The sequence below is a fragment of the Vulcanococcus limneticus LL genome (genome assembly GCF_002252705.1).
In the GTDB taxonomy this organism is placed as follows: Bacteria; Cyanobacteriota; Cyanobacteriia; order PCC-6307; family Cyanobiaceae; genus Vulcanococcus; species Vulcanococcus limneticus.
Map to the genome: position 1 here is coordinate 24360 of NZ_NQLA01000016.1, position 12722 is coordinate 37081.

Below are 12722 nucleotides of genomic sequence, written 5' to 3' on the forward strand. Positions count from 1 at the left end.
AGCCCTCAGGCGGCAGCGAACTGCGGATCGGCAACCTCGCCCAGCAGCACCTGCAGGCTGAAGCTGCCGGCTTCCAGGCCGAAGAACTCGGCGTAGGCCAGGCAGTCGTCCCGGTCGTGGCCGGCGATGCGCAACACGCCGTCCTGGTCGTAGAGGCCGATCATCCGGGCAGGGTCAGATGGGGGTCGCGAGGACATAGCAGGGACCAGGGCGCCGTTCCTGAAGAGAAGTGGAAGTTCCTAGCGCGATCCTAAGCGTCCGGAGCAGGCGCCCTCGCCGACCTGGCATCCGCCTCCAGGAGCTGCTCCAGGCGAGCGCGATCGGCATCGGACCAGGAGGCGAAGGGCTGCCGGGCCAGGGCGGCGTTGCTGAAGCGGCCATCACCGGTGAGTTCCCGCACGCACCAGGAGGGCACGGTCAGCGGACTGTCGGGGCGCTCCAGCTCCACTTCGGCGATCACCAACGGGGCATTGGCGCCCTCGAACACATCCAGCACCCAGTCGCCGCCGGGCAGATCGAGGGGATGGCGCCACTTGTGCAGGGCCGTGGCGCAGTGGCCCAGCAGCTGCTCGGCATCGGCCACCGGGATCGCGTACTCGAACTCATGGCGGGCGATACCCCCCGCCGGCAACTTGAGCGTGAGCCAGGCCTGGGCAGCGCGAGACCCGGCAACCGCCGCCGTTGGGGCCGGAGCCCCGCCGCCATCGGCCGGGAGTGGCGACGCCTGCCGCACCCGCAGGGTCAGCCCCTCGGCGGCGGAGGCCAGATAGCCCTGGGCCAGGGCCTGGGGCTCACCCGCATGCACGCGCCAGCCGTCTCCAGCCACCAGGAAGCGTCGTTCGATCTCCAGGGCCATCAGGGGGGTTGCGGCTCAGTTGGGGGAGGGCTCGCCGGCGGTGAGGTTGCCGGCCCAGTGCAGTTTGCGGGTGAGGGTGCGGTAATAGGAAGGGCTCTGCTCGAGCACCACCAGCAGGGCCTGGTGGTGCGAGCGCTGGACGATGCAGCGCTCGCCCGGCTCCAGGTGCGTGGCGTGGGCGCCATCCTTCCAGAGCCGCACCCGCCGGCTGGCTTCGCCCAGGGGCCAGATTGCCAGCTGGGAGCGGGGCGGCACCACCACGGGCCGGCTGGAGAGGCTCATCGGGCAGATCGGATTCACCACGATGGCGTCGATGCCGGGATGCAGGATGGGGCCGCCGGCCGCCATCGAATAGCCGGTGGAGCCCGTGGGGGTGGAGATGATCAGGCCGTCGCCGCGGTACTGGTCCACCACCTCACCATCGATCTCCAGCTCCAGTACGCAGGTGGGCGACAGCTCGTCCTGTCCCGGCCGCAGGTAGAAGTCGTTGAGGGCCAGGTGAACCTCGTCGCCGTCCTCGACGTGGGCCTCCAGCATCATGCGGCGCTCCAGGGCGAAGCGGTCGTCCCGCAGCCGCTGCCAGAGGTTCTCGGGGGAGCCGGCCGGCTCGGCCGCGTGCATCAGCTTGCGCTCATGGGTGAGGAAGCCGAAGTGGCCGCCCACGTTGAAGCAGAGAATCGGCACCCCCAGCGGGCCCAGGTGCCGGGCGGCACCGAGCACGGTGCCGTCGCCGCCGAGAACCACCGCCAGATCAGGCAGCTCCCCCTCATGGGCCAGCAGGCCAGGGAAGGGGTTGACGTTGGCGCCACTCATGGCGACAGCGACCCGGGCCCCTTGCTGGCGCAGCTGCTCGGCACTGCGGCGGGCCTGGCGCAGCGCCGCCTGGCTGCCGGCGCGATGGATCAGCCAGACGGTCCGCAGTTGCATGGATCGAGCGGGGCAAGCCGGTGGGAGGCCACAGGAGCGGCCTGCACCGGATCAGCCCCCAGCCTGGCTACCAGCGCAGCAGGTTGAAGCGCTCCATGTCCACCGTTTCACGGTTCCGGTACAGGGAGAGCAGGATCGCCAGGCCCACGGCGGCCTCGGCGGCGGCCACGGTGATCACGAAGATCGCGAACACCTGGCCGCGGATCAGCTGGCCGTCCAGGTAGCTGGAGAAGGCCATCAGGTTGATATTGACGGCGTTGAGCATCAGCTCGATGCTCATCAGCACCCGCACGGCGTTGCGGCTGTTGATGAGACCCCAGACGCCGGTGCAGAACAGGATGGCCGCCAGGGCCAGATAGGCCTGCAGGGGCACGGTGGTGGGCAGCTCGAGGCTCATCAGCGCTTCTCCAGGACGGGGGTGGGCACGGCGGGGCTGGCCGGTGCGGGGGTCTCGAGCAGCAGCGGCGTGCGCGACTTCTCGATCAGGCCCTGGTCCGCGGGCTCACCGGTCACGATGTCTGCGGAGAGCACATCGCGGCGGGCCAGCACGATGGCACCGATCATGGCCATCAGCAGCAGCACCGAGGCCAGCTCGAAGGGCAGCAGGTAGTCGGAGAACAGGTGCTCGCCGATCCGGATCGTCGCCTCATCGCCGATGGGCTCCGGGCCCGGCGTGGCCCAGGGGGTGATGAAGGCCACCCGGAGCAGCAGGCCGAACAGGCCGGCGCAGACGGCACCCGAAAGAACCCGGCGCAGGGCCAGGCCCGGGATCGCAGCCATCGTTTCCTTTTTGTTCACGAGCATGATCGCAAACAGGATCAGCACGTTCACGGCGCCCACGTAAACGAGCACCTGGGCGGCGGCCACGAAGCTGGCGTTGAGCATCAGGTAGAGGCCCGCCACCGACAGGAACACGCCCCCAAGCAGGAAGGCGGAATAGACGATGTTGGGCAGCAGTACCACGCCCAGGGCTCCGATGGCCACGGCCGCCGAGAGGGCCGCGAAGCAGAGGAATTGGGTGGAGGAGGCGATGGTCATCAGGCTTTGTCTCCGCTGGCGGCGGCCTCAGGCTTGGGCAGGGTCTCGAGCACCTGCTCGGGCAGTCTGCCGGCCCGGGGCCGGTTGGGATCCACGCCATGGGGATCCATTTCGCCCTTGGGCAGGTAGGCCAGCTCGCGCAGGGCGAACACCGCCGGGTCACTGGTGACGCTGGTGGGCAGGCGACCGAGGGCGATGTTGTCGAAGTTGAGGTTGTGGCGATCGAAGGTGGAGAGCTCGTATTCCTCGGTCATCGACAGGCAGTTGGTGGGGCAGTACTCCACGCAGTTGCCGCAGAAGATGCACACCCCGAAATCAATCGAGTAGTTGCGCAGTTCCTTCTTCTTGGTGGCCTTGTTCATCACCCAATCCACCACCGGAAGGTTGATCGGGCAGACGCGCACGCACACCTCACAGGCGATGCACTTGTCGAACTCGTAGTGGATGCGGCCGCGGTAGCGCTCTGAGGGGATCAGCTTCTCGTAGGGGTACTGTACCGTGATCGGCCGGCGGCGCAGGTGATCGAAGGTCACCGCAAGACCCTGGCTCAGGTAATTGGCCGCACTCACCGCATCGCGGGTGTAGTCGCCGACTTTCTTGAGGAACCCGAACATGGACTTGGCGGGGCGAAGGGCGGTGAATCAGGGGAGCCGGCCCCATGATGGGCCGGCTGGAGCGGGGTCTGGGGATCAGCCGCCGAAGAAGGCGGGGAAGGCGAGCTTGAGGCCGGCGGTGACCAGCAGGTTGACGAGGGCGATGGGCAGCAGGAACTTCCAGCCCAGATCGAGCAGCTGGTCGATCCGCACCCGGGGCACCGTCCAGCGCAGCAGAATCGCGAAGAACACCAGCAGGTAGGCCTTGAGCACGGTCATCACGATGCCCACCGAGGCCGTGATCACCTGAACCAGCGGCGCATCGACCGACTGGCCCAGGGCCCCTGCCAGCCATTCCACCGGGATGGGGAAGCCCCAGCCGCCCAGGTAGAGCACCGACACCAGCAGGGCCGAGAGCACCAGGTTGATGTAGCTGCCCAGATAGAAGAGGGCGAACTTCATGCCCGCGTACTCGGTCTGGTAGCCGGCCACCAGCTCCTCTTCGGCCTCCGGCAGGTCGAAGGGCAGGCGCTCGCATTCGGCCAGGGCGCAGATCCAGAAGATCACGAAGCCCACCGGCTGGCGCCAGATGTTCCAGCTGAGGATGCCGGCACCGGTCTGCTGGTTGACGATGTCGACGGTGCTGAGCGAGTTGCTCATCACCACCACCGCCAACACCGCCAGGGCCAGGGGGATCTCATAGGAGATCGACTGGGCCGCCGCCCGCAGCCCTCCCAGCAGGGAATACTTGTTGTTGGAGGCGTAGCCGGCCATCAGCAGGCCGATCGGCTGGATGCTGCTGAGGGAGATCCACAGGAAGATCCCCACGCCCACGTTGCTGATCAGCAGGTGCTGACCAAAGGGCACCACCAGCCAGCTCAGGATCACCGGCACCACCACCAGCACCGGCCCCAGGGTGAAGAGCAGGCCGTCGGCCCGGGCGGGAATCACGTCCTCCTTCCAGAGGAGCTTGAGGCCATCGGCCAGGGGCTGCAGGATCCCCAGGGCGCCGGCGTATTCGGGGCCGATGCGCTGCTGCACGGCGGCCGAGATCTTGCGCTCCAGCCACACGGTGACGAGCACGCCCACCACCGCAGCCACCAGCACCAGCAGCATCGGCAGGGGCAGCCACACCAGATGGGCGGCGGCAGGGCTGAGGCCAAAGCCCTCAAGCACGTCGGTGAAGCTGGCCTCCAGGTCGAGGCCGGGCGTCACCAGGGCAGGGGCCTGCAGGGCGGCGGCCATGGCGCTGGCTGGAATGGTCAGCATGCGGGTGGCTGCAGGGGGACTGGCGGGACTGGGGGCAACTTAGGCGGCCGCAGCGGCAGACGGGTCGATGGGGGGTCGCTCGGCGCTGGGCGCGTCAGCGGTCCTCGATCGGCGTCAGCTCGCGGGACGGATAGCCGGTGTAGATCTGCGTGGGCCGGAAGATGCGGTTGGCACCGAGCTGCTCCTTCCAGTGGGCCAGCCAACCGGCGGTGCGGGCGATGGCGAAGATCGGTGTGAACAGGTCTTCTGGGATGCCGAGCTTGCGATACACCAGGCCGGAATAGAAATCCACGTTGGGATAGATGCCCTTGGGACCGAGCCGCTCGGCAGCGGCGGCCTCCAGCTTGCGGGCCAGGTCGTAGAGGGGGTCGTGGCCAAAGGAATCGAACAGCTGCTCGGCCAGCTTCTGCAGAATCACGGCCCGGGGGTCCTTCACCTTGTATTCCCGGTGGCCGAAGCCCATGATCTTGCGCTTCTCGGCAATGGCGCGATCGAGCCAGGGTTCCACCTGGTCCTCGCTGCCGATCTCCTCCAGCATCTCCAGCACGTCCTCATTGGCACCGCCGTGCAGGGGCCCGGCCAGGGTGCCCACGGCCGAGGCCACGACGGCGTAGGGGTCGGTGAGGGTGCTGGCGGTGACGCGGGCGCTGAAGGTGCTGGCGTTGAGGCTGTGCTCGGCGTGCAGGATCAAGCAGGCATCGAAGATGCGGGCCGCCAGGGGATCCGGCTCCTGTTCGGTGAGCATGTAGAGGAAATTGGAGGCGTAGGCCAGGTCGTCGCGGGGCTGGATCGGATCCTGGCCTTTGCGGATCAGCTGGAACGCCGCCACCATCGTGGGGATCTTGGCGATCAGGCGCACCACCGCCCCGTAGATGTACTCGGGGTTGTCGAGGGCGCGCCGCGAATAGAAGAGCCCGAGGGAGGCGGCGCTGGCCTGCAGCGCGTCCATCGGATGCCCCTGGGAGGGGAAGCTCTTCATCATGTCGCGGATGCGGAAGCTCACGCGCCGGTGCATCTGCACCTCCTGCTCAAAGGCGGCCAGCTGCTCCGCATCGGGCAGTTCGCCCCAGATCAGCAGGTAGGTGGTCTCCAGAAAAGTGCTCTGGGCCGCCAGGTCCTCCACCCGGTAACCGCGATAGCTGAGGATGCCCTGCTGGCCATCGATGTCGCACACCGCCGACTGGGTGGCCGGCACGCCCTCCAGACCCGGGCGATAGACCGGAGCGGTCGCCTGGATGCCTGCCTCTGCCACCATGCCGCTCCTCCTGCTGCAGTGGGCAACCTAAGGCCGGCGGCGGAGCCCGCTGGGTAGCGCTACCGACCAGCCAGCAAGGTCTTGGGGCTGAGCAGCAACAGCAACCGGGCCGATCCGGCCAGCGCCTGCTCCGCCAGTCCGTTCTCAGCGGGCAGCTGCAGCAGCAGGGCGCCGGCCTTCTTGAGCCGCAGCCGCCCCTCGGCCTGGCCTGCGGGCACCCCGATCAGCCAGGCCGCCAGACGGCTGAGGTCGGGTTCATGGCCCACCAGAGCCAGCCGGCTCCAGCCCGGCCGTGGCGAGGCCGGCCCCAGCCAGCGCAGCAGCAGCGGCACGGGATCGGCCTCCGGGGCCAGCCCCGACTCCAGCTCCAGATCAGCGGCCAGGCCCGCATCCCGGGCCAGCTCGGCGGTCTGGCGGGCCCGCACCAAAGGGCTGCTCAGCAGCAGCTCGGCCCGCAGATCCAGCTCCAGCAGACGCTGCAGCACCAGGGCCGTGCGTTCCCGGCCGGCGGCCGTGAGCGGCCGGGAGCCGTCGTCGAGACCCTCGTCGCGCTGCTCGGCAATGCCGTGGCGCAGCAGCAGCAGCTGGCGGTGATGGGACATCGCAGCCTCAGCCAAGCTCCAGCAGGGCGTGGAGCCGCAGGGCGCCGCGGGCGGCTGGGGCGACACGGGGTGCGGCTCCAGACGCCGGGGCGGCGGCTGGGACGTCAGCGTCCAGGCTCATGGCGCCCCCCTCCAGGCGCTCGGTCAAGGGGGTGGAGGCCAGGGTCGCCAGCAGGCGCCAGGGCTGCCAACGGGCCAGCAGGCCGCGGGCCGTGGCCCCATCCATCGCCCACTGCACGGGGGCCTGGGGCGTGCCGAGCGCCTGCAGCTGCTCGAGGCGACGACGGGGCTGCCCATGCCCCTCGCGCTGCTGGGCGAGCACCGCCAGCCCCTGGCCCCACCAGGCCAGATCGCCCTGGGCACTGCGGGCCCCGGCGAGGCGGGCCTGGAGCTGGTCGGGGTTGCCGCGCACCGGCCGGGACTCCAGCTGGGTCCAGGCTTCCAGGGTCTGGCCCTGGAGGGTCAGGGGGGCAGCCGTGAAGCCCTGGCCGGTCAGATCGGCCTGGAGGTCCTCGGGGGCGGGGCTGTCGGCGCGGGTGCCCAGCAACCAGCCCTCCTCCTGGCGGGCCCAGAGCAGCGGCCCCCGATCGGCGGCGGCCACCAGCGCCGGCAGCGGACCGGCCTCGGCGGCCAGGGCCCGTGCCAGCACGGGGCCGAGCAGGGCGCGCCAGGCGTCGGGGGACGTGGGCGTGGGCGCGAGTGTCGCTGGCGCTGGCCTGGCCTGCTCAGGGGCGGGTTGGGGGTCCTCCGCAGCGACGGCAACGAGAGCCTCCGCCTCAGTACCGGACGGTGCCTCGTCCGCCAGCTGCACCGGGTCCAGCAGCTGACCCTCGGCAGCCGCCGCGAAGGTGGGAGCCTCAGCGGCAGGGGCCGGCGTTGGTTCTGGCGCCCCCAGCAGGGTTGCCGGGTCCTGGAGCAGGGCCAGGCTGGCGACAGGGGTGTGCAGCTGCTGCTGCAGGACCTCAGCGCCGACCAGCGGCCTGGGGGCCAGGGGGGCGCGGAGCTGCACAAGGGCATCCACCGCCAGGCCCCGCCCGGAGGGGGAGACGGCGGCCACCAGCTCGCTGGCGGGGGAGATCAGCTGGGGGTCGGCCGGCAGGCCCAGCCAGCGCTCCAGGGCCGCCGGCCTGGCGGTGAGCAGGGCAACGCCCTGGCCGAGCCGCGCCACGGCCTGCCGCAGCGGCGGGCTGGCGGCCTGGTTGAGCTCGTCGATCTGCGACACGTCCAAGGCCTGCTCGAGCACGCCGCGGCCGGAGGCGATCAGCACCAGATCGTCGTGGATCAGGGCCGTGGCCAGGGGACGGGGGCTCTGGCCCACCAGGGCACCGCGGCCGCTGATCAGGCCCATGCCCCGGTAGCGGCTGACCTGCAGGTCGGTGCCGGCCAGGCTGCGGGTCTGCCAGAAGCGCTGCAGGAAGCGGCGGGCGCCCTCGTTGTCGCGACTGCGCAGGGCCAGCACCCAGCCGGGCTCTCCGACCTGATCCGGGGGCGTGAGCAGGGCCAGGCTCACCTCACCGCCCAGCCAGGGGGAGAGTTCACTGGCGTAGTCGAGGCCGGCGGCGGCGAAGGCCCCATCGCGCAGCCGATCGAGGGCCTCCGCCGCGGACCGGCGCTGGCGCGGCGGGGCGACGGCCCGGGCATAGGAGCCAGCCGCCTCGGGACCCACCAGCCAGTGCAGGGTGAGCGGGGCGCTGCGCGGCACGAAGCGGGCCGCCAGGGGGAGGGCCAGGGGCTGGTGCTGCAGGGCCAGGGGGCTGCGCTCCAGCACCAGCCACCAGGCCCCGGCCCCCAGCCCCAGTAGCACCAGGGCCGCCGTCAGGACGGCCGCCAGGAAGGGGCGGGCCTTCATGCGACGCACGCAGCAACGACGTCATCTTTATGCATGGCCCCGGGCTTTGGCACGCCAGCGCGCCCACCAGCCAGCCCAACGTTGCAGTCGCCAGCATGGGGCGATGCGCCCGCCGCGGCGACGCCCGCCCCAGCTCCGATCCCCACTCCCCCTCCCGATGCCCACCCCCGCCACCCTGCGCGCCAGTGACCTGCACCGCCGCCTGGAGGCCGGCGAACCGCTTCAGTTGGTGGATGTGCGCGAGGACGCCGAGCTGGAGCTGGCGGCCCTGGCCCAGCCGGTGATCCACCTGCCCCTGAGCCGCTCGGCCGAGTGGCTGGAACGGCTGGACACCCTGCTGGATCGCGAGCGGGACGTGGTGGTGCTCTGCCATGCCGGCGTGCGCAGCTGGCAGTTCGGCAGCTGGCTGATGGAAACCCAGGGCTACGAACGGGTCTGGAACCTGCACGGCGGCATCGACGCCTGGAGCGTGGAGGTGGATCCCTCCGTGCCGCGCTACTGAGCTCTGGGTCCACACCGCACCGCTGGCTCGGTCCGCGTGCCACAACCGGCCGCAGCCCCTACGATCCACCCCACCCCGCGAGGCAGCGCCCCGTGCAACCCCTGCCCCGCCGCCAACAGCAGGTGCTGCAGGCCACGGTGCGCCACTACGTGGACACCACCGAGCCTGTGGGCAGCCAGACCCTGGTGAAGCGCTTCGGGCTGGAGGCCAGCCCCGCCACCGTTCGCTCGGCGATGGGGGCCCTGGAGCAGAAGGGTCTGCTGACCCAGCCCCACACCTCCGCCGGGCGGGTGCCGAGCCAGCAGGGCTACCGCCACTACGTGGACTGCCTCCTGCCGGCCCCCGGCGCCGCCGCCAGCCAGCTGGAGCGGGAACTCACGGGCCTGAGCCTGCAGTGGGCCGCCCTCGACGACCTGCTGCTGCACCTGGCCCGCCGCCTGGCGGACCTCACGGGCCTGCTGAGCCTGATCACCCGGCCCCAGCGCCACGCGCCGGACCTGCAGGCCCTGCGCCTGGTGCCCAGCGGCGACCGGCTGCTGGTGTTTCTGGTGGAGGGCAGCGCCACCACCAGCAGCCTCAACCTGCGCCTGCCCCCCGGCATCAGCGGCGAACTGCCGGCGCTGGAGCGCTGGGCCGCCGGCCAGCTGGAGGGCACTCCCGGGGCTGTTCGGGGCGGCGCCATTGACTGGGGCAGCCTGCCGCCCCAGCTGCGCGGCAGCGGTGAGCTGCTGCGCCAGGGGCTGGAGAGCCACCGGCAGCTGGGCCCCCTGGAGCTGGGCGGCGCCGTGGCCCTGGGGCTGGGGGGCCTGCTGCGCCAGCCGGAATTCAGCCGCACCGAGAGCCTGCGGCCGCTGCTGCAGCTAGTGGAGGAAGACCCCCAGCAACTCCTGCAGGCCCGGGGCGCCGCCGACCTGGGCGGGGTGTGGATCGGCGCCGAACACCCCCACCCGGCGCTGCGCTCGTGCGCCGTGGTGCAGTCGAGCTACGGCACGGGCAGTGGTGGCGTGGGCCACGTGGCCCTGGTGGGGCCGATGCGGATGGCCTACGCCACGGCCCGCTCGGCGGTGCGCTCGGTGGCCACCGTGCTGGAGCGGCTGCTGAGCTGAGCCTCAGCCCACCAGCTGGTCCCCGAGCCTGTCGGCCACGGTGTTCACGTCCTTGTCGCCGCGGCCGGAGAGGTTCACCACCAGCTCGGTGCCGGGGGCCAGGGTGGGGCAGAGCTTCTCCAGCCAGGCGAAGGCGTGGGCCGTTTCCAGGGCGGGGATGATCCCCTCCAGGCGGCAGAGCAGCTGCAGGGCGTCGAGGGCCTCGGCATCCGTCACGGCGGCGTATTCGGCCCGGCCGATCGTCTTGAGGTAGCTGTGTTCGGGGCCGACCCCCGGATAGTCGAGGCCGGCGCTGATCGAGTGGGCCTCCTGCACCTGGCCCTCCTCGTCCTGCAGCAGCAGGCTCATGGCCCCGTGCAGCACCCCCACCCGCCCCTCGGTGATGGTGGCGGCATGGCGGCCGCTGGCGACGCCATCGCCGGCGGCCTCCACCCCGATCAGGCGCACGGCGGTGTCCTGAACGAAGGGATGGAACAGGCCCATGGCGTTGGAGCCGCCACCCACGCAGGCCACCAGCACGTCAGGCAGGCGACCGAAAGCCTCCTGACACTGCTGCCTGGCCTCCTCGCCGATCACGGCATGGAAGTCGCGCACCAGCATCGGGAAGGGGTGAGGGCCGGCCACCGAGCCGAGGATGTAGTGGGTGGTCTCCACGTTGGTCACCCAGTCGCGGATGGCCTCGCTGGTGGCGTCCTTGAGGGTGGCGGTGCCGGCAGTCACGGGCTGAACCGTGGCCCCCAGCAGTCGCATGCGGAACACGTTGAGGGCCTGGCGGCGCATGTCCTCGGCGCCCATGTAGACCACGCACTCCAGGCCGAAGCGGGCGCACACGGTGGCGGTGGCCACGCCGTGCTGGCCGGCGCCGGTCTCGGCGATGATCCGCTTCTTGCCCATGCGCAGGGCCAGCAGCGCCTGACCCAGGGCGTTGTTGATCTTGTGGGCGCCGGTGTGGTTGAGGTCCTCGCGCTTTAGCCAGATGCGCGGGCCGCCCTCGGGCCGGCGGTAGTGCTCCGTGAGCCGCTCCGCCTCGTAGAGGGGGCTGGGCCGGCCCACGTAGTGCTTGAGCAGGTGGTTGAGCCGTTCGGTGAAGGCGGGATCCGCCCAGGCCTCGGCGGCCGCCTGCTCCAGCTCCGCCAGGGCCGGGATCAGGGTTTCGGGCACGTACTGGCCGCCGAACTGGCCGTAGCGGCCCAGGCTGTTGGGGCGGGCCGAGAGCTCCAGGGCGGCGGGATCAACACCGCTCGCGGAAGAGAGGCCGCTGGCGGAGGACAGAGGGGGAACGGTGCTAGTCACCGGCGGCGGGGCAAGATGCCGCCAGCGTAGGAAGCGGGCAGGGGCTCACCGGGGCTGGCGGACCGGACGGGTGGCTTTCGAGGGCTGGGGAGGCGGTGGTGGCGGCGTCACCGGCCAGCCTGGCGGCATGTCGATACGGATGCGCGAAGCCTCGTCGCGGCAGGGCGGGCTGCCGCTGAAGGACGTGCCCAGGCTCTCCTCCCGCTCCGGCGCCGGCCGGCAGAGCTGCTGGGCCGGCTCGCCCTTGAGCCCCAGGCGAACCATCTCGAACTGGAGGGGAGGCAGGTCCATGGCAGGGGCATGGGGCAGGGGGAAGCGGCCGGTGGGCGGCCCCTGCGCTGAAGTGGTGTCTAGCGAATCCACGGGGCATGGCCAAGGGCGGCTGGCAGGAATTCAGCAGGTCGGAGAGCCTGCAGCGGCCGGAGAGCGGCAACGGCGGCGCGGCCTCCGCACCCACGCCCCGGGCCCAGCAGCGGGTGCGGGTGCAGCGCACCAAGGCCGGCAAGGGCGGCAAGCTCGTGACCGCCATCACCGGCCTGGAGGCCCCCGAAGCCGAGCTGAAGGGCCTGCTGAAGCAGCTCAAGGCCGCCGCCGGCACCGGCGGCACCCTCAAGGCAGGCGTGATCGAACTACAGGGCGACCAGGTGGCAGCGGCCCTGGCGGCCCTGGAGCAGGCCGGCTTCCGGCCCAAGCAGGCGGGGGGCTGAGGCCGGCTCCGCGCGCTGGTGGGCCGGGCAGGGCCAGCGAGGCGGCCCAGCCTGCAGGAGAGAATGCCCGCCACAGCTCCACCGCCAGCCCGCTGCGCCATGACCACCAAGGCCACCAACATCGTCTGGCACCACTCCACCGTGACGCGCCAGGCCCGGGCCCACCAGAGGGGGCATCGCAGCGCCATCCTCTGGTTCACCGGCCTGAGCGGGGCGGGCAAGAGCACCCTGGCCAACGCCGTGAACTCGGCCCTGTTCGAGCAGGGCCTGGCCTGCTACGTGCTCGATGGCGACAACGTGCGCCACGGCCTCTGCAAGGACCTGGGCTTCTCCGACGCCGACCGGGAGGAGAACATCCGCCGCATCGGAGAGGTGGCGAAGCTGTTCCTGGACGCGGGTGTGGTGGTGCTCACCGCCTTCGTGTCGCCGTTCCGGGCCGATCGGGACCGGGCCCGGGCCCTGGTGGAGCCCGGCGACTTCATTGAGATCCACTGCGCCGCCGATCTGGACGTGTGCGAGCAGCGCGACACCAAGGGCCTCTACGCCAAGGCCCGCGCCGGCGAGATCAAGGACTTCACCGGCATCTCCAGCCCCTACGAGGCCCCCGAGCTGCCCGAGCTGCGGATCGAGACCGGCCGCCAGAGCCTGGACGACTGCGTCGCCCAGGTGCTGAGCCACCTGGAGGCCCAGGGGGTGGTGCCCGCCAGCGAGGCCTGAGCCGCCTG

Annotated in this window: 16 protein-coding genes; 4 read left to right on the top strand and 12 right to left on the bottom strand. The window is 71.3% G+C overall.

Translation table 11 applies throughout. The features are described 5' to 3' along the window. Positions 1-5: 5 nt before the first annotated feature. From CJZ98_RS18785 to CJZ98_RS08580, 10 genes are all read right to left on the bottom strand, one after another. Positions 6-164 carry a hypothetical protein gene (locus CJZ98_RS18785; RefSeq protein WP_198537616.1) on the bottom strand — a complete coding sequence of 53 codons (159 nt, stop codon included), beginning with the start codon at positions 162-164 and terminating at the stop codon, positions 6-8. Between the two features lie 86 nt (positions 165-250). Beyond that, positions 251-856, bottom strand: a complete 606-nt coding sequence (locus tag CJZ98_RS08540) for a CYTH domain-containing protein (RefSeq protein ID WP_094590366.1) — start codon at positions 854-856, stop codon at positions 251-253. Positions 857-871: 15 nt separating this feature from the next. Continuing rightward, on the bottom strand, positions 872-1783 hold the full coding sequence (locus CJZ98_RS08545; protein ID WP_094590368.1) for an NAD(+) kinase: 912 nt from the start codon (positions 1781-1783) through the stop codon (positions 872-874). 67 nt (positions 1784-1850) lie between these two features. Beyond that, positions 1851-2180, bottom strand: coding sequence for an NADH-quinone oxidoreductase subunit NuoK (nuoK, locus tag CJZ98_RS08550; RefSeq protein ID WP_094590370.1), 330 nt, complete (start codon positions 2178-2180; stop codon positions 1851-1853). Continuing rightward, positions 2180-2821 (bottom strand): NADH-quinone oxidoreductase subunit J, encoded by a 642-nt coding sequence (locus CJZ98_RS08555; protein ID WP_094590372.1) that lies wholly within the window; start codon positions 2819-2821, stop codon positions 2180-2182. The genes nuoK and CJZ98_RS08555 overlap by 1 nt, the downstream gene beginning before the upstream one ends. Then, on the bottom strand, positions 2821-3435 hold the full coding sequence (gene ndhI, locus CJZ98_RS08560; protein WP_094590374.1) for an NAD(P)H-quinone oxidoreductase subunit I: 615 nt from the start codon (positions 3433-3435) through the stop codon (positions 2821-2823). The genes CJZ98_RS08555 and ndhI overlap by 1 nt, the downstream gene beginning before the upstream one ends. Positions 3436-3510: 75 nt before the next feature. Beyond that, positions 3511-4629: an NADH-quinone oxidoreductase subunit NuoH gene (nuoH, locus tag CJZ98_RS08565; RefSeq protein ID WP_198537626.1), complete on the bottom strand. Its 1119-nt coding sequence runs from the start codon at positions 4627-4629 to the stop codon at positions 3511-3513. A 148-nt stretch (positions 4630-4777) separates the two neighbouring features. Continuing rightward, the gene (locus tag CJZ98_RS08570; RefSeq protein ID WP_094590376.1) at positions 4778-5938 is read right to left on the bottom strand and encodes a citrate synthase; all 1161 of its coding nucleotides are present in this window, start codon (positions 5936-5938) and stop codon (positions 4778-4780) included. A 59-nt stretch (positions 5939-5997) separates the two neighbouring features. After that, a complete protein-coding gene (gene sixA, locus CJZ98_RS08575; RefSeq protein ID WP_094590377.1) occupies positions 5998-6540 on the bottom strand; it encodes a phosphohistidine phosphatase SixA in 543 nt (180 codons plus the stop codon). A gap of 7 nt (positions 6541-6547) precedes the next feature. Further along, positions 6548-8389, bottom strand: coding sequence for a DUF3352 domain-containing protein (locus tag CJZ98_RS08580; RefSeq protein WP_094590379.1), 1842 nt, complete (start codon positions 8387-8389; stop codon positions 6548-6550). Between the two features lie 157 nt (positions 8390-8546). Here CJZ98_RS08580 and CJZ98_RS08585 point away from each other — a divergent pair, with 157 nt between their 5' ends. After that, positions 8547-8891, top strand: a complete 345-nt coding sequence (locus CJZ98_RS08585; protein ID WP_094590381.1) for a rhodanese-like domain-containing protein — start codon at positions 8547-8549, stop codon at positions 8889-8891. 92 nt (positions 8892-8983) lie between these two features. Next, entirely contained in the window at positions 8984-9997 is a 1014-nt protein-coding gene (locus CJZ98_RS08590; protein ID WP_094590383.1) for an HrcA family transcriptional regulator, read from the top strand. A 3-nt stretch (positions 9998-10000) separates the two neighbouring features. Here the strand turns inward: CJZ98_RS08590 and trpB are convergent, their stop codons facing one another. Both trpB and CJZ98_RS08600 read right to left on the bottom strand, forming a co-directional pair. After that, complete coding sequence (gene trpB / locus CJZ98_RS08595; protein WP_094590385.1) at positions 10001-11290, bottom strand: tryptophan synthase subunit beta; 1290 nt, start codon at positions 11288-11290, stop codon at positions 10001-10003. Positions 11291-11335: 45 nt separating this feature from the next. Next, positions 11336-11581 carry a hypothetical protein gene (locus CJZ98_RS08600; protein WP_094590387.1) on the bottom strand — a complete coding sequence of 82 codons (246 nt, stop codon included), beginning with the start codon at positions 11579-11581 and terminating at the stop codon, positions 11336-11338. A gap of 77 nt (positions 11582-11658) precedes the next feature. Here CJZ98_RS08600 and CJZ98_RS08605 point away from each other — a divergent pair, with 77 nt between their 5' ends. Together CJZ98_RS08605 and cysC are read left to right on the top strand one after the other, a co-directional pair. Beyond that, positions 11659-11997, top strand: coding sequence for a translation initiation factor (locus CJZ98_RS08605; RefSeq protein ID WP_094590389.1), 339 nt, complete (start codon positions 11659-11661; stop codon positions 11995-11997). A gap of 99 nt (positions 11998-12096) precedes the next feature. Then, complete coding sequence (gene cysC, locus CJZ98_RS08610) at positions 12097-12714, top strand: adenylyl-sulfate kinase (protein WP_094590391.1); 618 nt, start codon at positions 12097-12099, stop codon at positions 12712-12714. The last annotated feature ends 8 nt before the right edge of the window (positions 12715-12722 follow it).

What these genes read in the sequence shown, in the direction of transcription:
- CJZ98_RS08540 (WP_094590366.1), bottom strand. Translation starts at nt 856, where the DNA reads ATGGCCCTGGAGATCGAACGACGCTTCCTGGTGGCTGGAGACGGCTGG.
- CJZ98_RS18785 (WP_198537616.1), bottom strand. Translation starts at nt 164, where the DNA reads ATGATCGGCCTCTACGACCAGGACGGCGTGTTGCGCATCGCCGGCCAC.
- CJZ98_RS08585 (WP_094590381.1), top strand. Translation starts at nt 8,547, where the DNA reads ATGCCCACCCCCGCCACCCTGCGCGCCAGTGACCTGCACCGCCGCCTG.
- ndhI (WP_094590374.1), bottom strand. Translation starts at nt 3,435, where the DNA reads ATGTTCGGGTTCCTCAAGAAAGTCGGCGACTACACCCGCGATGCGGTG.
- CJZ98_RS08600 (WP_094590387.1), bottom strand. Translation starts at nt 11,581, where the DNA reads ATGGACCTGCCTCCCCTCCAGTTCGAGATGGTTCGCCTGGGGCTCAAG.
- CJZ98_RS08605 (WP_094590389.1), top strand. Translation starts at nt 11,659, where the DNA reads ATGGCCAAGGGCGGCTGGCAGGAATTCAGCAGGTCGGAGAGCCTGCAG.
- CJZ98_RS08545 (WP_094590368.1), bottom strand. Translation starts at nt 1,783, where the DNA reads ATGCAACTGCGGACCGTCTGGCTGATCCATCGCGCCGGCAGCCAGGCG.
- CJZ98_RS08580 (WP_094590379.1), bottom strand. Translation starts at nt 8,389, where the DNA reads ATGAAGGCCCGCCCCTTCCTGGCGGCCGTCCTGACGGCGGCCCTGGTG.
- cysC (WP_094590391.1), top strand. Translation starts at nt 12,097, where the DNA reads ATGACCACCAAGGCCACCAACATCGTCTGGCACCACTCCACCGTGACG.
- CJZ98_RS08570 (WP_094590376.1), bottom strand. Translation starts at nt 5,938, where the DNA reads ATGGTGGCAGAGGCAGGCATCCAGGCGACCGCTCCGGTCTATCGCCCG.
- CJZ98_RS08555 (WP_094590372.1), bottom strand. Translation starts at nt 2,821, where the DNA reads ATGACCATCGCCTCCTCCACCCAATTCCTCTGCTTCGCGGCCCTCTCG.
- nuoK (WP_094590370.1), bottom strand. Translation starts at nt 2,180, where the DNA reads ATGAGCCTCGAGCTGCCCACCACCGTGCCCCTGCAGGCCTATCTGGCC.
- sixA (WP_094590377.1), bottom strand. Translation starts at nt 6,540, where the DNA reads ATGTCCCATCACCGCCAGCTGCTGCTGCTGCGCCACGGCATTGCCGAG.